This is a genomic window from Nocardia uniformis NBRC 13702 (genome assembly GCF_001613345.1).
In the GTDB taxonomy this organism is placed as follows: Bacteria; Actinomycetota; Actinomycetes; order Mycobacteriales; family Mycobacteriaceae; genus Nocardia; species Nocardia uniformis.
In genome coordinates this window covers 59,655-78,592 of sequence record NZ_BDCE01000080.1, presented here as the reverse complement: position 1 = coordinate 78,592, position 18,938 = coordinate 59,655, and the positions used below count along the sequence as shown (strand labels likewise).

General features: G+C 65.7%; 11 protein-coding genes (1 of these 11 only partly in view). 4 read left to right on the top strand and 7 right to left on the bottom strand.

Annotated elements, in window-relative coordinates; all coding sequences use genetic code 11:
* Window positions 1–322: 322 nt before the first annotated feature.
* Complete coding sequence (locus tag NU1_RS31075) at window positions 323–976, bottom strand: tetratricopeptide repeat protein (RefSeq protein ID WP_174565950.1); 654 nt, start codon at window positions 974–976, stop codon at window positions 323–325.
* A gap of 84 nt (window positions 977–1,060) precedes the next feature.
* On the opposite strand from NU1_RS31075, the gene NU1_RS40810 reads away from it, so the two are divergent.
* The gene (locus NU1_RS40810) at window positions 1,061–1,363 is read left to right on the top strand and encodes a hypothetical protein (protein ID WP_157553282.1); all 303 of its coding nucleotides are present in this window, start codon (window positions 1,061–1,063) and stop codon (window positions 1,361–1,363) included.
* Between the two features lie 80 nt (window positions 1,364–1,443).
* Here NU1_RS40810 and NU1_RS31065 read toward each other — a convergent pair whose 3' ends face one another.
* Window positions 1,444–1,884, bottom strand: coding sequence for an SRPBCC family protein (locus tag NU1_RS31065; protein ID WP_067527036.1), 441 nt, complete (start codon window positions 1,882–1,884; stop codon window positions 1,444–1,446).
* 147 nt (window positions 1,885–2,031) lie between these two features.
* Here NU1_RS31065 and NU1_RS31060 point away from each other — a divergent pair, with 147 nt between their 5' ends.
* Window positions 2,032–3,270, top strand: coding sequence for a TetR/AcrR family transcriptional regulator (locus NU1_RS31060; protein WP_067527039.1), 1,239 nt, complete (start codon window positions 2,032–2,034; stop codon window positions 3,268–3,270).
* Between the two features lie 90 nt (window positions 3,271–3,360).
* Here the strand turns inward: NU1_RS31060 and NU1_RS31055 are convergent, their stop codons facing one another.
* Complete coding sequence (locus NU1_RS31055) at window positions 3,361–3,573, bottom strand: hypothetical protein (RefSeq protein WP_157553280.1); 213 nt, start codon at window positions 3,571–3,573, stop codon at window positions 3,361–3,363.
* 368 nt (window positions 3,574–3,941) lie between these two features.
* On the opposite strand from NU1_RS31055, the gene NU1_RS31050 reads away from it, so the two are divergent.
* On the top strand, window positions 3,942–7,451 hold the full coding sequence (locus NU1_RS31050) for an ATP-binding protein (protein WP_067527034.1): 3,510 nt from the start codon (window positions 3,942–3,944) through the stop codon (window positions 7,449–7,451).
* A 235-nt stretch (window positions 7,452–7,686) separates the two neighbouring features.
* Window positions 7,687–8,571, top strand: a complete 885-nt coding sequence (locus NU1_RS31045; RefSeq protein WP_157553278.1) for an esterase/lipase family protein — start codon at window positions 7,687–7,689, stop codon at window positions 8,569–8,571.
* An 86-nt stretch (window positions 8,572–8,657) separates the two neighbouring features.
* Here NU1_RS31045 and NU1_RS40805 read toward each other — a convergent pair whose 3' ends face one another.
* The 4 genes from NU1_RS40805 to NU1_RS31030 form a co-directional block, all read right to left on the bottom strand.
* The gene (locus NU1_RS40805; protein ID WP_169815173.1) at window positions 8,658–9,098 is read right to left on the bottom strand and encodes a S8 family serine peptidase; all 441 of its coding nucleotides are present in this window, start codon (window positions 9,096–9,098) and stop codon (window positions 8,658–8,660) included.
* Window positions 9,095–9,496: a protease inhibitor I9 family protein gene (locus tag NU1_RS31040; RefSeq protein ID WP_067527032.1), complete on the bottom strand. Its 402-nt coding sequence runs from the start codon at window positions 9,494–9,496 to the stop codon at window positions 9,095–9,097. Before NU1_RS31040 ends, NU1_RS40805 begins: the two co-directional genes overlap by 4 nt.
* Before the next feature lie 563 nt (window positions 9,497–10,059).
* The gene (locus NU1_RS31035) at window positions 10,060–10,275 is read right to left on the bottom strand and encodes an MbtH family protein (protein WP_067527031.1); all 216 of its coding nucleotides are present in this window, start codon (window positions 10,273–10,275) and stop codon (window positions 10,060–10,062) included.
* Between the two features lie 85 nt (window positions 10,276–10,360).
* Window positions 10,361–18,938: the end of a non-ribosomal peptide synthetase gene (locus NU1_RS31030; RefSeq protein ID WP_067527030.1), read on the bottom strand. The gene runs 20,147 nt beyond the window's last position; the window shows 8,578 of its 28,725 coding nt (coding positions 20,148–28,725); its start codon lies off the right edge, out of view; its stop codon occupies window positions 10,361–10,363.

Below are 18,938 nucleotides of genomic sequence, written 5' to 3'. Positions count from 1 at the left end.
CTCTACGAAGCCACTCGACGTCCCTGGATCTTGTGTCTCGAGAACGCGACAACAAGCCAGCCAGCCACGCTGGAATGGTGAGATGACGGCACCCAACTGGGGAGCCCAGGTCGGGGACGGCAGACGACGCCACCACACTGCCTTCGTCATTTCACGCTCTAGACCGAACGCCGCTGGAACCGCAACCGACGCTCCCAACCCGGCTACGTAGGCCCCGAGAACAGCATTTGGCCTCGGGGATATCGAGGCTCCGGCATACATAGAACAAAGACTCCCAGAACGGGCGAAACATCCAAGCTACCCACGCCACAGCACCCCGGGGTCACACCCGGATACCGACGCGCTTGCTGAGATCCCGGACGTCGGAGCGCATTCCGACGGGTGGGTCCTTCATGAGTCCGTGGAGCATTTCGCGGGCGTAGCCGTTGTAGCGGATGGTTTCCGGGGCGGTGTGCTCGGATTTGACCAGCATGGTCAGGGCGGCGGTGGTTTCGTCGCGCTGATAGTAGGCGCGGGCGACTTCGATGAGGTGGCGGCTGCGGCGGGGCAGCGAGACTATCTGGTCGGCTTCGAATTCCCGCGCTGCCCGTAGGGCTTCTCCTGGACGGCGAAGCTCCACCCCGAGCGTGGTGGCGTGTGCCGCCATGACCGGGGCCGAGAACGATGTCTGGACATGGCGATACGTCGGTCCGAGTTGGCGGGCGAATGTGTCGGCCCGCTCCCACCCGGCCCATGCGTCGCCATGACGGCCACGCCGGGCATGGACGTAGGCGATCTCGGCCTCCAGTGCGCCGACGATGCCGTACCAGTCGTCCGGCGTCTCGTCGCGCGCCAAGTACGGCGCCAGACCATGAATAGCGTTGCGGGCCAGGGCAATTGCTTCCTCCCATCGGCCGCAATCACGCAGTGCCTGCGTCATTGCCCACACGCTGCAGGCGACCACGTAGGGGTCGTCGGCCTCGTAGCCTTCGTTCATCGCGCGATCGGCGACCAGCCACACCAATTCGGGTGCGGGCTGGTACGCGAAATACCTACCGCCATCGGCTATTTGCGTTCCAGTGTGTCAGGCATACGGCAGCCCTGGGATGAGGAGCAGGTACGGAGTCTTGGTAGGCGGCTCGGGTACACGGTCACCAAAATTGTGGTGTTCGGTCCGCGTACCAGCGATCCGGTGCGGCGGGTGATCGATGTTGCTCGGGCCTCCGAGGCCGAGGCCGTGATCGTGCCCGGCCTCGCTCATTTCGACGGGTCCGTACCCGACGCGCTGGTCGCCGTCGTCGACGTGATCGCGGTGGATACCGGGGAGACCCACTCGCGTTGGATCATCCCGCCCGACGAACCCGCCGACATGGGCACGGGATGATTCGGCTCCCCCACAACGGTTCCCCGCGAAGAAGGCGCGTGTTCGCGGGGAGATCATGAGGCAGCCGAGACGCGAAAGTCCTACTCTCCCCGCAGCTCTCGCGCCGCGGTTCTGAGCACCATATGAAACCCAGCTCTGATCATCGGCAGGTAGACGTGCGTGGCGACCACCGATCCGCGGCTCGCGACCTCGAAGGTCGAGTACCACCGGACATGGGTCCCGTAGTCGGTTTCGCTGAAGTCGAGCGTTCCGTCTTGATGTCGTAGGCGCGGGACGGCGGTGAGAATGCGGTACCGCACCTGTGTCGGAGGCGTGTACTCGATGATCTCTTCGGTCAAACGCATCAGAGGTGTGACGATCAGCCGCACCGCGCCTACCCCGTTCCCAGTGGTATTGCCCGGTCGAACGAGGGTTACTCGTCTGACCATGGGCACCCGCTGGAAATTGGTGACATCGGTGAGCCAGTCGAAGACATCGGTGATGGGCGCCGCAATCGTGCGCTCCACCTCCACCACGCGCATAGCGACTCCCATTCCCTCGCAGCCGTGCCCGTGCAGCCTACGGTGCACAACCGGTAGAACGGCGAAAAACTTACGCGCCGAAGAGATCACAATTCAGACAGCCAACCCTGCACGGGCGTAAAGGTGCTGGTGGCTACGATTGCGGGCATGAAAGCCGCCGAGCCCGAACGCGTGATTCGCCGCCGCCCCAAGAATCGGCGTGCTCAGATCGCCGCGACCTCGGCCGCCGCATTCGGCTCCCTCGGCTACCACGGTGTCAGCATGGAGGACATCGCGGCCCGGCTCGGGATCAGTTCCGCCGCACTGTATCGGCACTACCCGAGTAAGTACTCCCTGTTCAGGGAGGAATTGCTGCGGCTGGGGCAGGTCACCGTCAACGCGGCCACCCTCCCCGAGGACGCCGTTGACTGGAGCCCGCGACAGCGCTTCTCACATCTCCTCGACGCGCTCATCGCCGACACCATCGCCAATCGCTCCACCGTGGCCCTGACCCGCTGGGAGGGCCGCTACCTCGATGACACCGACCGTGCCACGCTGAACAAACAATTCGCCACGGCCGTCACCACGCTGCGTCGGCTGATCGGCGAGGTACGCCCGGAACTCGACGGCCACGACCGCGCGGTGCGGGCCGCCACCATGCTGTCCATTATCACCAGCATCGGCGACCACCACGCCGCCATGCCCGTGAAACCCCTTACCGCCCTGCTACATTCGTCCTGCGACCAAGTGATGGACTGCGACCTGCCGCCGGGCGACGACACCCCCGCTCCGGTGCGCCGGGTGGAGATCCCGCAGTCGTTCAAACACGAACTGCTGCTGAAGAAGGCCGTCGAACTCTTCCATGAGCGCGGCTACCCGAATGTGAGTATGGAGGACATCGCTACGGCGGCCGACCTGTCCGCGGCCTCAGCGGTGTACCGCTACTACCGCTCCAAGAGCGATCTGCTGGCCGCCGCGTTCCGCCGCGCCGCTGATCGCGTATCGGGGGCGATCGGCCCGGCGACGGCCTCCTCATCGAGTCCCGCCGAAGCCTTGACCAAGCTCATCGACCTCTATGTCGCCGGCTCGTTCGCCGAACGTGAACTCACCTTCGTCTACTACGCGGAGTTCGGGCACGTATCGCCCGAGGAGCGCACCGTACTGCGCAATATCCAGCGGCTGATCGTCGCCGAATGGGTGCGCCTGCTGGTGGCGGTGCGCCCCGACCTATCCGAGGGCGAGGCACGGATCCTGGTGCACGCGGCCTTCGGGCTGGTGGTGGATCTGGGCCGGGTCTTCGGTGACGATCCGCGAATCTGCCCGCCCGCGCGGGTGATCCGCCTGATGGAGGTCACGCTGTTCGGCACCGGCCGAGATGAGCTCGGAGCGGCGGCCCCGGCCTCCTGATCGGGCTCACGACGATCGGAGGACCGGGTACCGCCGCGGCCGGAGTTGCCGCTCCGGCCTACCGCCTACCAACCAGGGCAGTGGGCACTGCTACCCATCGGCGGCGGCGAAAGACGACACGGGTGTGAAGGGGGCATAGTCACGCACGCACCCGTCTTCCCAATCCCACAGTGAGACGGGGTCGACGGAGACGCCGTTCTGCAGGATCAGCCGCCAGCCGACCTCCTCCCGCTGCCAGATATCCCCGTCACGGTCCCAATACAGACCGACCGCTCGGGGCTCGATTTGGCTATTCGCCAGCATCGCGACAGAAGATGCCGGTCGCGCTTTGATGCGGCCGATTGCCCGCATCGCGAAACCCTGATGCTCAACGGATGCGACGTCCGTAGCCATTGGCTTTCCCTTCGTCGTGTCGATGTATAGAAGTATTCGCTACTCCTCTTCTGGGGAACTTTCGCGGAAATTAAGGCGTGTCTTCCAAGCCAATTTATTTGCTAAACATTAGCCAGCTAACTTCAGTGATGAAAACCCGCTGCACAGTGGCACTTTCGGGCTAACGCAGCGGCAAACGGTGGAATAATTCAGATTTCATAACGACAGACTCAGCGGACATTCCCACGAGTCATCGGAGCGCGCTCGATTCCACCCCGGTATGGAGGTTGTCGCGGATCATGGCGGAACCGCAAGTGAACGTGCTCGGGCCGCTACAGCTGTCCGTTAACAACCTACCGGTTGCTTTGGGTGCGACCATGTTGCGCGCGGTGCTCGCCCGTTTGGTAATCGCGGGCGGACGGTCGGTCAGTACCGACCGACTCGTGGACGATCTGTGGGAAGGCCAGCCGCCGCCGTCCGCCGCCTCGGTATTGCAGGTGCACATCCACAATCTGCGGCGCACCCTGGAACCCGACCGGGTGCGCCGCGCCCCGTGTCGCTACCTGGTCAGCACGACCGGTGGATACGCCCTCGAACTCGCCCCCGACTCGGTGGATGCCTGGCGCTTCGAACAGCGATTGCGGCGCTATGAGGAGTGCCTGCGCGATCCCGCTCATACCCCAGATCTGCGCGAGCGCCGCTGCCTGCTCGATGCCGCACTGGCCTGTTGGAATGGTTCGCCTTTCGAGGGATTGACCGGATTCGCCTGGGCCGCGCGGGAAGTCTCGCGCCTCACCGATCTGCGCCTCACCGCCGCCGAACTGCGCGCCCAGATCGAACTCGAACTCAATCGTCCGACCGAGGTGGCCATCGAACTGCGGCCGCTCTTCGACGACCATCCCGAACGCGAGGAATGCGCGCGACTGCTCGCCACCGCGCAATACCGGCTCGGCCAACAGGCCCAGGCCCTGGCCACGATTCGGCGCGCGCGCGAATATCTGCTCGAGGAATTCGGCGTCGATCCCGGCCCGGCGCTGTGCGAACTGGAATCGGCGATTCTGAACCATTCCGTGGCACTCACCGCGACCGCGCCGCCGATGTCTCCGGAGCCGTCCGCGAGTCGAATGCGCGATGCCCGCCCGGCATGCGGGTATGGCGCGGAACGCGCCGCGCTATTGCGCGTTGCGGCCGAAACCCGAAGCGGACAGCTGCGATTGGTGTGGGTCTCGGGTGAGGCGGGTGCGGGCAAAACGACCCTCGCCGATTCCGCGCTGTGCCAGCTCTCCCGACAGCAGGGTCGACTGTGGTCACAGCGCGGGCCTGCCAGTGCCGACCGGCCACGCGATGGCGCGGAACAGTCGGGAGCCACCGGTCTCGAGTGGACGGTGGTGCGCGGCGGCTGTCCGGAGGTGGATGGCGCGCCCGTCGCCTGGGCGTGGGCCGAGATCATCGCTGAACTCGATCCGACCGTTCCGGATGTGCTGGCCGCCGGGGATGCGTTCACCGTCGCGCGGACCGTGGTCAAGTTGTGCCGACAGACAACTGCCAACCGACCGGTCGCCATCCTGCTGGAGGATGCGCACCGCGCCGACGATGCCACCATGCAGGTGCTGCGACAGGTGGCGAGCTGGCTGCGCAATGAGCCGGTGCTGATTGTGGTGACCCTGCGTGGCTCCGAATCCGGACCCGGACTGCGCGCCACCGCTGCGGCCCTGGCCCACTCCACCGCCGAATGGGTGGAGTTGGCCGGGCTCGATCTGGACGCTACGCGCGAGGTCGCTCGCGAGGCCGGACTCGACGAGCTCTCGCGAGACACCCTCGAGCTACTGCACCGGCGCACCGGCGGCAATCCGCTCTTCGTTCGCGAGATGGCGAAAACGCTTGCCGCGCAGGCTGCTCCGGGCGGTGAGAGTTCGGTGCCGGGCGATATGGCGGAGCTGCCGGATTCGATTCGGGAGCTGATCAATCACCGGCTGACCGGACTGCCGGACGGGGTCGCCGCAGCCCTCCAGCATCTGTCCATCTGGGGCGACGGTGTGGACCTTCGTATCCTGAGCCTCGCCATGGATATGGGCGAGGACGAACTCATCGATGTGATCGCCGCGGCCGAGGCGGCCGGACTGGTGCGCACCGATCGCACCGGTCGCATCACCTTCGACCACGCCCTCATCCACGACTCTGTGTACCTGCGCATCCCCATGCTGCGCCGGGTCCGCATGCACTGGGCCGCACTGGAATTGCTCAATGAGAATGCCGACGACTATCCGGGTCTGGCCCGTGATCCCGAAATCCTGGCCCGCCACGCGGTTCTCGGCGCACGGCCCGATACCGCCACGCGCGCACTGAGTTACGTATCGGCAGCGGTGCGGCGCTGTACCGAGCGCAATATGCGCGCCGATTCGGCCAAGCTCTGGCGCGCCGCGGTGGAACTGCACGGTCTCGCCGGACACGAGAGCGAGCAGGCCGACCGCGCCGACCGCGTCGCACTGCTCGATGCGCGGTGTCAGCTGGTGAATGCCCTTGGCTATCAGGGACATCTACTCGAAGCGCGGACCGAGCGCGATCACGCCATCGCCCTGGCCCGACAACTCGGCGACCACGATCTCCTGGTACGCGCGCTGACCTGCTGGCGCGCACCGGTGGTGTGGGCGGTGCAGGATTATTTGGCGACCGATACCGCGGTGCAGGATCTGATCACCGAGTGCCTGACTCGCGAACAGTCCACCGAGCACAAGATCAGACTGCTCATTGCCGCCGTGTACGCCTTCTCGCTGACGCCCGAGGGATTGGCGCTGGGACATCAGCGCGGCACCCAGGCGGTGGCCCTGGCCCGCTGCCTCGGCAATCCCGAATTGCTCTGTGCCGCACTCAATTCCGCCATGTACATCCGTTTCGACGGCACCGTCTATCCGCCGCAGCTGGCGCAGGAGATGTTGGCGGTGGCCAAGCGCGCGGGCCTGTCCGAGTATCGAACGCTGGCGCACTACGCGCTCTACCGCCGAGCCCTCTACGACGCCGAACTGGCGGAGGCATCCAGACAGGCGGCCACCGCCGTGGAGGGTGCGACGGATGGGCAGCTGCCGCAGCTCATGGAGATCTTGCAGGTCTTCACGGCATTGTCGGCCCTGCTGTCCGACGATATCCCCACCGCCCGCAAGGTTTACGCCGAGCTGAGCGCGCGAATGAACCAGCACGGCAATGCCAATGCGACGGTCCTGCGGGTCTGCGCGGATCTCGGACTGGCATGGGCCGAAGGCGATCTGTCACCCCTGGCCAAACCACTCAGCAAGATGTACTCCCAACTCCCGAACTCCGCCGCGCAGCCCTATATCGTGGCCCTCCTGCACGCCGGTGAACCCTCCCGAGCCCGCGCCCTCTACGACCGCTACTCCCCCGAATGGCCCTACTACTACCCCTTCGTACTGGCCACCTTCCGAGCCCACGCCGCCCTGAGATTCGGCGATATTCGCGAAATCCGCCGACTCTACGACAAACTCTCCACCCGCAGCGGCCGCATCTCCGGCATGGAAACCCTGCTCACCAGCTTCGGCCCCGTCGACTCGCTCCTCGCCGAACTAGCAGCGGCACTGGGTGATTCGGAACTGGCCGGAATCCACCGCAACCGCGCAGAACAACTCCTGCGACACGTCCGAGCCGACCTGGCCGGACTCGAAACCCGCCAACGACAACCCGCGGGTGCAACCGCACACCTGCCAGCCTTCCGCGGGCCGGTACGAGCGAGCAAATCCATTGCGCTTTCCGGTGTTTCGCAGATAGCACATGTTGTAGACCACACCCCGGGCGAGTAGCTCGACCGACCGGGCGACCTGATGCCGGAGCGCAGACGAAACCACGAGTGAGCACCCCCCGGCACCGGGTGGGACACCGCTGGTACCAGCTTTGCGCCGGACTGTGGGGTGTACGGCGCGTTTGCGCCAGCCCGGACATTGCGCGATCGGGTGCGCGGTAACGTGCTGTGCGGGTGCGCATTTGATTTGCGTTACCAGGTGGGGAGCATCCAGTTCACGAAAGGTATCGCAGCGCATGAGGAGAATTCTGGCCACGGGGATGGCCGCAGCGGTGATCGGCATGACCGCGATGACGGCAACGCCCGCAGCGGCGGAACCGACCAGCGATACCCCCACGATTCCAGCGGGAGCCACCATCGAACCGGAGATCGATTGCACACCCACGGTGGCGCATCCGTATCCGATAGTGGTCCTGCCCGGCGGCGACGGCACAACGACCGAGACCGCGGCGCAGTGGGATTTCATGGTCGGCTCGCTGCGCGACGCGGGCTACTGCACATTGCTGTTCCAAGGCGGAATTGTGGACGGAACCCGTTGGGCTGGTGACATTCCCAGTGGTGCGCGCCAGGTCGCGGACTTCATCGCCAAGGTGAAGCACACCGTCGGCGTCGAGAAGGTAGAGATCATCGCGCACTCGGCGGGAACCATCGTCACCAACTACTACCTCAAGGTGCTCGGCGGGGCACCGAACGTCTCACACGCGGTATTCATCACCCCGGAGGCGCGCGACTGCGACGGTGCGGGCTTCCTGACCGCACTGGGCATCAAGAATCCGCCGATCACCCCGGTGCAACTCCTACAGGCCTTCCCCTTCCTGGCATCGGTCATCGCTGCCGCGGCACCCGACAAGGCCGTCGCCCTGCAGATGGCCCCCACATCAGAGGTCTACCAAGCGATATTCAACGGGCCCATCGCCCAACCCGGCGTCCGCTACTCGGTCCTCGCAACCCGCAACGATGAACTGGCCACCCCCGCCCCCGCCTGCTCAACCATCGACGAGCCAGGCGTAACCATGGCCATTTACGAGGACCTCTTCCCTGCCGCACCCCCGGTGGGACACTCGACCATCCGGTCGGACGCCAATACCGCGGGCTGGGTTCTGAAGCAGCTCACCAACTGACCACGCACTGATGAGTGCGACATCGGCCACCTGCCAGTCCCTCGATGAGCGACCAGAAGTCGCTACCTATGCCATCCTCAGTTGATCTACAGCCCACCGGTAGTCAGCAACAGATTGGGGGTCACCCCGTTCAGCGCCGGATCGGGCGATTTGTTGTCACTGATCTTCCCGACTGCGGCATTGGCCCGCATCCAGTCCTGGATTACCGTATAGCCGACATCGCCATGCGTGGCCTTGTAGAGGGCAGCTACACCGGCTACGTGCGGGCTTGCGAAGGAAGTACCGCTGCCGGGCCTGTAGCCGCTCGGGTGATCCGGCAAATACAGGTCCTTGCCGGGAGCATAGATCTCTACACAACCGCCCCAGTTACTCCCCGACCATCGTGTGTCGGTCGACGTACTCGCGGCAGTGGTCATGGCCCCGGCTGCATTAGCTGGCGGGTGCTGACAGGCATTGGCGTCTTTGTTGCCCGCGGATACCGCAACAAAGGCCCCAGCCGCGGCCAGGTTATTGGTCGCCGTCTTCAAGCTGCTGAAGATATCGGTGAGGAAGTAGTAATTGCTCGAGATGTTGACTGCGGGTTCTCCTGAATGGCCGATTTCGTCCCGATCACGTCCTCGTCGATCATCTCGACGCGCTCGTCCTGTTGCAGCTTCTTCAGCTGCCCAGCCGACAATTGGGCCGCGAATCCATTGATCGCGTTGGTATATCGGTGCAATACCTTCTTGACGTTCGCGTCGTCGAGGACGGTATCGATCGGCACACCATCGGTGAGCGTGACGATGTACTGCCCCGGAACGGCTTTGCCCTCGAGGCCCTTGTCGATCTGCACCTCGGGCTTATCGGCCTGTGCAGGACCACTCTGTCCCGCCAGTGTCAGTAGGAGAATCGCCCCCAGCGCACCGACGAGCCGCTTCTTACTCACTATCAACAGAATTCACTTTCGGTCATATGAGGGCGCGCCGCGTGAGCCTGTCCGGGCAGGAGAGTTAGGACAGGTCACGCGGCGCGCATTCAGGTGGTTCGAGTGCGGCCTACTGGCTCGGTGGGTAGGTGACCGTGGAGCCGGTGAGCAGCATTTGGGCGAGGGTCTTGAACAGGTTGTCCACGGCGCTGCCGGTATCCATCGCGTATTCCTTTCCGTGGTCGAGAAGGCCGTCGCGGAGGCCCGGGAGGGATCCGCGACGGCCCAGCCGAGCTGCTAGGAGGTGAGCGACGCCGGGGTGACGGCGATCGCCGAACCAGAGGTGATCAGGTGCGCGATGGCCTCGAGGAGAGTGGTGAAACCGCTACCGCTGTCCAATTCATATTCCTTTCTGGAGTGCTTTTCGGTGTGCGGGGCCAACTAGGCCCCGTTGGGGTTGTAGCTCGTGCTGGAACCCCCGCTGATCAGGTTGAGCAGCGCGGTGATCAGGGCGTTGACGTCGACGTCTTCCATGTGTTTCTCCTTTTCTTTCAACTGTTCGGAAAAGCTCTTTTCCGACAGGCCTATTCGTTGTCGGCCATCGCTTCGACGAGCGAGCGCGGCCGCATATCGGTCCAGTGGGATTCGACGTACTCGAGGCAGGTCTCCCGCTGGGCGGGGCCGCGGGCGATGGCCCAACCGCCCGGAATGGCGGCGAATACCGGCCACAGCGAGTACTGCGCCTCCTCATTGACCAGGACGTAGAACTGAGCGTCTTCGTCGTCGAAGGGATTGCTCATGCGAGTTGCCTTTCTCAGCGGGGGTTTTCGCATTGACGATTCCCGCGCGGCCGGGTTGCGGCCGTGCGGGTGGAGGGAGTGGCGGTTACCGCGGGCCAGCTTGTCGCCGGACCGCGTTCAACACTCGACTGATATGGGTGAGGGCTTCGGGCGCTGTCATGCGCCAGTGAGTGGCCTGCACAGCGTGGTTGTGCACCACCCCGTCGATGGCATCGGTCCAGGTGGAAACGCCGACAGTGCAACTCGGGTCATCCAGGGCAGCCGCGAAGTACAGCAGTTCACCCTTGAATCGGCGCGGGCGGTGCCCACCGATGAGTGCGAGCGAACGCACACCGCTGTCGATGGTCCGAGCCAAGCGATCCGCGCCGAACGAGGCAAACGGTTCCCCCTGTGCGGCAAGGTGTTCAGCCAAGGCCACCGGATCCAGCGCGATGCCATCGAGATCGGCGGCATCGCCGAGTAATCCGCCGAGCACCTCCGCGACCGGAATGCTCACCGGTCCGTCGGGGGCCTCCACATTCAAGGAGCTGTCCAGCATGGCGAGCGTCGCCACCTGTTGGCCCTGCTCTTGGAGCTGCACGGCGACGGCGTGGGCCAGCACGCCACCCAGTGACCAGCCGAGCAGGTGGTACGGACCGTCGGGCTGGATGGCGCGAATCTCGCAGGCGTACAGCGCCGCCCACTCCTCGATGGATTCCGGCAGCGGCACATCCGCACCGAGGGTCGGCGACTGCAAGCCGTAGATCGGGCGGTCGGCATCCAGGTGGGCGGTAAGTCCGGCGAAGGACCAGGAGATGCCGCCAACCGGGTGGATGCAGAACAGCGGGGCTCCACTTCCTTGCGGACGTAATGGAAGCAATACGTCGAAGGCGCCTGCGGTGCCGAGTCCGTTCGCTGCCGTGGCGAGTTCGGCAATGACGCCGACCGGGGTGGGGGCGGTGAACAGGGCCGCCACCGGGACACGTTCGCCGAGTTCCGCGCTGAGCCTCGATGCCAGTCGCACCGCGATGAGCGAAGTGCCGCCGAGATCGAAGAAGCTGTCCTCGAGGCCGATCCGCTCCACCCCCAGTACGTCGGCGAAGGCGGCACACACCGCGATCTCCAAGTCGGTAGTGGGGGCGCGAAATTCGCGGGCCGTGAAGATTGGGTCCGGCAGTGCCCTGCGGTCCAGTTTGCCGCTGGTGTTCAGCGGCAAGGCAGTCAGAGCCACAATGGTGGCCGGGACCATGTAGGCGGGTAGCGCCACCGCGATGGCGGCCAGTAGTTCATGCTGGTCGATGGCGTACCCAGGGGCGGGCACCGCGTAGGCGACCAGTTGATCACCCAGTGCGGTCGGTACCACCAACGCCACCGCCTGGTTGACCGCGGGCAGCGCCAGCAGCGCGGTTTCGATCTCACCGAGTTCGATGCGCTGGCCACGGAACTTCACCTGGAAGTCGGTGCGGCCCAGGTATTCCAGGCGATGGCCGCGGTCGGCGTCGCCCTCACGCCACACCACCAGGTCGCCGGTGCGGTATATCCGTTCACCGTCGCCGAAGGGGTTGGCGATGAACCGGTCCGCGGTGAGGTCGGGGCGCCGCACATAGCCGCGTGCCAACTGATCACCGGCGAGGTACAGCTCTCCGGCCACCCCCGGCGGCACCGGCCGCAGGCGGGCGTCGAGCACGTAGACGCGGCTGTTCCACTGCGGCAGCCCGATCGGCACGGTGCGGGCATCCTCGCCGTCTGCCTGCCAGGAGGTAATGGAGACAGCAGCCTCGGTCGGGCCGTACAGGTTGTGCACTGTCACGTCACCGAGCGCGCGGACGGACGCGACCGTCTCCGGCGGCAGCGCCTCGCCGATGACAAGGATGTCCCGCAGCGTCGGGCACGCCCCGGCCGGAGTGTGCGCGGCGAATACGGTGAGCATGGACGGCACGAAGTCGGTGACCGTAACAGCCTGGTTGGCAATGGTTTCCGCTATGTACTCGGGATCGCGATGACCATTGTGAGTGGCGAGTACCAGTCGCGCACCCCGACGCAGCGGCATGAAGTAGCCCCATAGCGAAACGTCGAATGTGGTAGCGGTCTTCTGGAGGTAGACGTCGGCTGGATCGAGGGGGTACTCGGCGAGCATCCATTCGATCTGGTTGTGGATGGCGGCGTGCGAGATGGCAACGCCCTTGGGACGTCCGGTGGAACCAGAGGTGAATATGACGTAGGCCGGATGCTCGGGTACAACAGGTCGCAGCAGCTCGGCAGCGGAGACGGGTGCGGCCGAGTAGTGCTCGAGCGCGACCGCATCCATGTTCACCACCGGTATTCCCGCCGGGACCTCAACCGCGTCCGCAGTGGTGCTGAGCACCGCCACCGGCTGTGCGGTATCGAGGATGTGGGCAATGCGCTCAGCCGGATGATCCGGGTCGAGCGGCACGTACGCGCCACCCGCGGTGACGATCGCGTACATGCCGACCACGAGGTCCAGAGAGCGGCGGATGGCCAAGCCCACCAGAGCTTCCGCACCGACACCACGCTCGATGAGCAGCCGGGCCAGCCTGTTGACCCGGCCGTCGAATTCGCGATAGGTCAGCGCCGAACCCTCATACACAACGGCCACGGAATCCGGATAGGAGCTGACGGCCCGCCGGTACTCGTCGAGCAGTAGCCCGGTGGCAACCGAATGCCCGGTGGCATTCCAGTCCACCAGCATTCGAGAGCGCTCGGCGGGATCGAGCAGTTCGATCTCGCCGACCGGCTTGCGCGGATTCGCGACCACCGCGGCGAGTAGCCGGCTCAGCCGCTCGGCGAAGCCGATAGCTGTCGACTCATCGAAAAGATCGGTGGCGTAGACAAGTTCACCGACCAACCCGGCCGGTGCGCCGTCCTCGCCATAACCGTCCACCACAATCCAATGCAGATCGAATTGCGTAGTCGTGGCATCGAATTCGATCTCGGAGATGCCGAGCCCCGACAGCTCCAGGCCGGTGCGACCCAGGTTCTGGAAGGACAGCCCGACCTGGAACAGTGGATGCCGCGCGGTCGAGCGAACCGGGTTGAGCACCTCGACCAGCCGCTCGAACGGCACGTCGGCGTGCGCGAAAGCCTGAATATCAGTGTCCCGCTGACGAGCCAGGAGCGCGGTGAAGTCCGCATCGCCCGCCACCTCGGTACGGAATACCAGGGTATTGACGAACATGCCGATCAGGTCGTCGAGCACGGCCTCACCACGACCCGCCATCGGGGTTCCGATGGCGATATCGCCGCTGCCGGAGAGTCGCGAGATCAGTACGGCCAGGGCGGTGTGCACCACCATGAACAGTGTCGCGCCCGCACGACGTGCCAGATCCAGCAGCGCCGCGTGGGTTTCCGCGTCGATACGCAGATCGATCTTGGCACCGCGGAAGGATTGCACCGCTGGACGCGGTCGATCCGCGGGCAGGTCCAGCTGGTCGGGCAAACCTGCCAAAGCTCGCTGCCAGTACGACAGTTGTCGCGTCGCGAGCGAGTGCGGATCGTCCTCGCTGCCGAGCAGTTCACGCTGCCAGATGCTGTAGTCGGCGTATTGCACCGGCAAGGCCGCCCGACCCGGCCGGTGGCCCAGCGATCGGGCCGCGTACGCGGTCATGAGGTCGCGGGTGAGCGGGGCGAGGGAGGAGCCGTCACCACAGATGTGGTGAATCACAAGGGCGAGGACGTGCTCCCCCGTATCGCCGATACGGAACAATGCGACCCGCAGCGGCACCTCTGTGGTCACCTCGAAACCCGTGGAGGTCAGATCGGCCAGAACGTGCGCGACCTCGTCAGCGGTGATGGTGCGGACCTCGAGTTCCGGCGCGGCCTGGTCCAGCGACAGCACTACCTGCACCGGTCCGCTATCGGTCTGGGGATAGACGGTGCGCAGGATTTCGTGGCGGGTGACGATATCGCCGACCGCCATGCGCAGTGCCGCCTCGTCGAGTTCGCCGTTGAGGCGAATGGCGAACGGAATGTTGTAGGCGGCCGAGGCGGTGTCGAACTGGTTGAGGAACCACATGCGCTGCTGCGCGGGCGACAGTGGGATCGGCTCCGGCCGCTGCTGTGCGGTGAGTGCTTTGCGACTGCCCTTGCCGATGTATTCGACTGCTTTGACCGCGAGTTGAGCGACGGTGGTCGCCTCGAAGAGCGCGCGCACCGGGACCCGCGCATTCAGGGCCGCACCGAGGCGGGCGGTGACCTGGGTGGCGAGTAGCGAGTTGCCGCCGAGGGTGAAGAAGTCGTCGTCGGCACCGATGCGGGCGTTCCTGAGCACCTCCGCGAAGACGCCTGCCACGATCTGTTCGATCGGGGTCGAGGGTGCGCGGAACGCGGTGGACTCGAACTCCGGTTCCGGCAGGGCCTTTCGGTCCAGTTTGCCGTTGACGTTCAACGGCAGGGCGTCGAGGACCACGAAAGCCGAGGGAACCATGTAGGACGGCAACGCCGCCGAGAGGGCCGACTTCGCCTGGGCAACATCCACGGCCGGGGCAGCATCCACACCTGCAGCACCATCCACACCCGTCATTCCGGCCGTCATTCCGGCGTGCTTTTGGCCGGAATCCACCGCTGTCAGCGCCGGAACCTCCGAATGTGGATCCCGGCCAAAAGCATGCCGGGATGACGAGGGCGACTCAGACGACTCAGACGACTCGGACGACGAGGAGGACTCGGGTGACGAGGAGGACTCGGGTGACGAGGAGGACTCGGGTGACGCGGAGTAGTCGGGTGACGCGGCTGGCACCAGGTAGGCGACCAGACGGTCTCCGGTGCGCGCATCGGACTTCGCGATGACCGCGGCCTGCGCGACCTCGGGAAGAGCCAACAGCGCCGCTTCGATCTCGCCGAGTTCGATACGGAAACCACGGATCTTCACCTGGAAATCGGTACGACCCCGGTACTCCAGTTCACCGTAGGCATTCCAGGCGGCGAGGTCACCGGTGCGGTACATACGCTCGCCGGCACCGAACGCGTTGGCCACGAAGCGATCCGCGCTCAGATCCGCGCGGCCGAAGTAGCCGCGCGCCAGCTGCGCACCCGCCAGGTACAGCTCGCCGGAGACACCCGCCGGAACCGGCCGCAGCCGCGAATCCAGCACGTACACCTGACTGTTCCACTCCGGTGCGCCGATGGGCACCGACACCTGATCGGCAGCGGTCACCTCGTGGCTGGTGATGGACACCGCCGCTTCGGTGGGGCCGTACAGGTTGAACAGCCCCACCTGTGGGTGAGCGGCGCGCAGTCGCTGGGCCACCGCACCCGGCAGGGCTTCGCCGATGGCGAGTACGCGTCGCAGTGCGCCCACGCCGGAATCGGCCGCGGCATCGGCCAGCAGGGCATCGAGCATCGACGGCACCACATGGAGCGTGGTCACCCGCTCGCGCGCCATGAGATCGTTCAGATAGGTCGGATCGCGGTGGCCGTCGGCAGCGGCGATGACCAGGCGGCCACCGGAGACGGCGGCCGACCAGAATTCCCACACCGACAGGTCGAAGGTGGCCGCGGTCTTCAGCAGTACGGAGTCACTGGCAGCGATACCGAATTCCGCTGTCTTCCAATGCAATTGGTTGGCTATCGCCGCGTGTGGTATCGCCACGCCCTTCGGGTGACCGGTCGAACCCGACGTGAAGATCACGTACGCGGTATTCGCCGGCCGTAGTGGAGCGATCCGCTCGGCATCGAGAACCGGCTGGGAGTCGAGGCCATCCAGGTCCAACTGATCGATGCGCACCAGCGGCGCGATATCGGTCGCGAAGTCCGCATCGGCATTGGTGAGGACGCATACCGGCGCGGCCGTCTCGAGGATGTGGCCCGCGCGGTCGGCGGCCTGATCCGGATCGACCGGCACATAGGCACCGCCGGCAACGGATACCGCGTACATGGCCACCACCAGATCCACGGACCGTCGCAGCGCCAGCGCGACGCGTGCCTCCGGGCCGACGCCCATCGAAATCAGATGCCGGGCCAGACGATTCACCCGCACAGCGAGTTCACCGTAGGTAACTTCTACCCGTCCCGCTGCGTCCGCGACGAGCGCGACCCGATCCGCGGCGGTCGAGAAGGTGCGCTCCAACACCGACGCCAGCGTCGCGTCGGTATCGACCGCATTCCGGGTATCGTTCCAGCCCTGAAGGATTCGCTTCCGTTCTGCCGGAGCCAACAGTTCTACCGCACCGACCGGCAGCGCGGGTGTGGCCACCACAGCGGCCAGCACACGCTGGAACCGCTCAACGAACCCGGCAACCGTCACCTCGTCGAATAGCGCGGTCGCGTAGGTGAGCGTCGCGGTCATTCCCTCGGCGAGGCCGCCGTCGGTGTAACGATCCACGACCACCAGGTGCAGATCGAACTGCGAGATACTGGTATCGAATTCCGCTGCCGCTACCTGCAATCCGTCCAGCTCGAACTCTGCGGTCTCGGTGTTGTTGAAGGAGAAACCCACCTGGAACAGCGGGTGGCGCGCGGTCGAGCGCACCGGCTCGAGCACCTCCACGAGGCGCTCGAACGGCACGTCGGCATGTGAGAAGGCGTCCAGGTCGCGGTCGCGGACCTGGCCGAGCAGGGTGGTGAAATCGGCGCCGGCATCGATATCGGTGCGCAGCACCAGGGTGTTGACGAACATGCCGACCAGGTCGTCGAGGGCGGCCGCGCCGCGACCTGCGACCGGGGTGCCGACGGCGATATCGGTGGTGCCGGACAGTCGCGACAACAGCAGTGCGAATGCCGCGTGCAGCACCATGAACAGCGTCGCGCCCTGCGCGCGACCGAGTTCGGCCAGCCGCGCGTGCGTATCGGCGGCAATCGTGAAGGTGATCTCGCGACCCTCGGTGGAGGCCACCGGCGGACGCGGCCGATCGGTGGGCAGCTCCAATTGATCCGGCAGTCCGGTGAGCGTCGCGGTCCAGAAGTTCAGCTGACGCGAGATCAGCGACCGCGCATCGTCTTCCGCGCCCAATCGGGCCCGCTGCCACAGCGCGTAATCGGCGTATTGCACCGGTAGCGGGGTCCACTCTGGATCGCGGCCCGCGTGCCGGGCGGCGTAGGCCACCATGACATCTCGGGCCAGCGGGGCCATAGAGGCCCCGTCGGCGGCAATGTGGTGAACCACTACGACGAGCACGTACTCCGACGCATCCGCCTGGTCCGCGAGCTGGAACAGGATGGCTCGAATCGGCACCTCGGCAGTGACATCGAAGGACCCGCCCACGAATTCCGTTACGGCCCCGAATACCTCGGCAGCCGTCACGGCGATCGGCTCGAGCTGCGGCGGTGTGGACTCGTCGGCGGTCAGGATCACCTGTACCGGACCGGATTCGGTCTGCGGGTACACGGTGCGCAGCACCTCGTGCCGCCGCACCACATCCGTGATGGCGGCATTGAGTGCGGCGATATTGAGGTCCCCGGTCAGTCGAATGGCCAGCGGCATGTTGTACGCCGCCGAATCGCCGTCGAACCGGTTGAGGAACCACATGCGCCGCTGGGCCAACGACAGTGGCACCGGGCCGGTTTCACCGCGCGGAGTCAGGGTCGGGCCCTGCCCGGCCCCTCCCCCGTTCGCGTCGATCACGGATGCGAGGGCGACGACAGTCGCATGTGCGAACACACTCCGCATGGCCACCTCGACACCGAGACGATTCGACAGCCGTGCCGCGAATTTCACCGCGCTCAACGAGTTTCCACCGAGGACAAAGAAGTCGTCATCCAGTCCGGCACGTTCGGCGCCGAGCAGTTCGGCCATGATCTCGGCCACGATGCGTTCGGTATCGGTAACCGGTGCCCGGAAGTCGGCGGTCCGGAACACCGGTTCCGGCAGCGCCTTTCGGTCCAGCTTCGCGGTGGGTGTGAGCGGCACGGCATCGATCACCATGACGGTCGCCGGAACCATGTACGCGATAAGCGACCGGCTCGCGAAGGCGCGCAGCTCATCCACATCGATGACGCGTCCGGCGGCAGGCACCACATACGACACCAGCGATACGTCCCCGGACGGCCCGGTGTGGCCGATCGTGACCGCGAAATCGACCGCCTCGTGTGCTGTCAGCACCGCGTCGATCTCACCGAGTTCGATACGCAAACCGCGCACCTTCACCTGGTCGTCGGAACGACCCAGGTACTCGAGCACCGGGTAGGCGACCCCGCCGACGACGCGACGCGCCCAGCGAACGAGATCGCCGGTGCGGTACATCCGCTCACAGGGCTCATACGGGTGGGCGAGGAAACGGTCGGCGGTCAGGTCGACACGGCCGTGGTAGCCGCGTGCCAGCCCCGGGCCGCTCAGGTACATCTCGCCGACGGCACCGGCCGGCACCGGCCGCAGCCGAGCATCGAGGACCAGCGCGGACAGGCCGTGTGCCAGGTCGCCCAGCACCACACCGTCGCCGGGCCGCAGCGGGGAGCTCATATTCGTGGTGATGGTGACCTCGGTCGGACCGTACGAGTTGTACAGCTCCCGGCCACCGCCCCAACGCTCCACGAGCTCCGAGCCGAACCCCTCGCCACCGACCGACAGGTACCGCAGCCCGGTCAACAATTCTGGATCCAGGGTTTGCAGCACCGACGGCGTAATGAGTGCGTGCGTCACGCCCTCGGCGTAGATGAGTTCGCTCATCTCGGCACCGCCGTACACCTCGGCCGGGCAGATCACCAGGGCCGCACCGGCGGGCAGCGCCATG

Coding starts and splice junctions, on each gene's coding strand:
- NU1_RS31045 (WP_157553278.1), top strand. CDS start 7,687: ATGAGGAGAATTCTGGCCACGGGGATGGCCGCAGCGGTGATCGGCATG.
- NU1_RS31065 (WP_067527036.1), bottom strand. CDS start 1,884: ATGCGCGTGGTGGAGGTGGAGCGCACGATTGCGGCGCCCATCACCGAT.
- NU1_RS31075 (WP_174565950.1), bottom strand. CDS start 976: ATGAACGAAGGCTACGAGGCCGACGACCCCTACGTGGTCGCCTGCAGC.
- NU1_RS31050 (WP_067527034.1), top strand. CDS start 3,942: ATGGCGGAACCGCAAGTGAACGTGCTCGGGCCGCTACAGCTGTCCGTT.
- NU1_RS31060 (WP_067527039.1), top strand. CDS start 2,032: ATGAAAGCCGCCGAGCCCGAACGCGTGATTCGCCGCCGCCCCAAGAAT.
- NU1_RS31055 (WP_157553280.1), bottom strand. CDS start 3,573: ATGCTGGCGAATAGCCAAATCGAGCCCCGAGCGGTCGGTCTGTATTGG.
- NU1_RS31035 (WP_067527031.1), bottom strand. CDS start 10,275: ATGAGCAATCCCTTCGACGACGAAGACGCTCAGTTCTACGTCCTGGTC.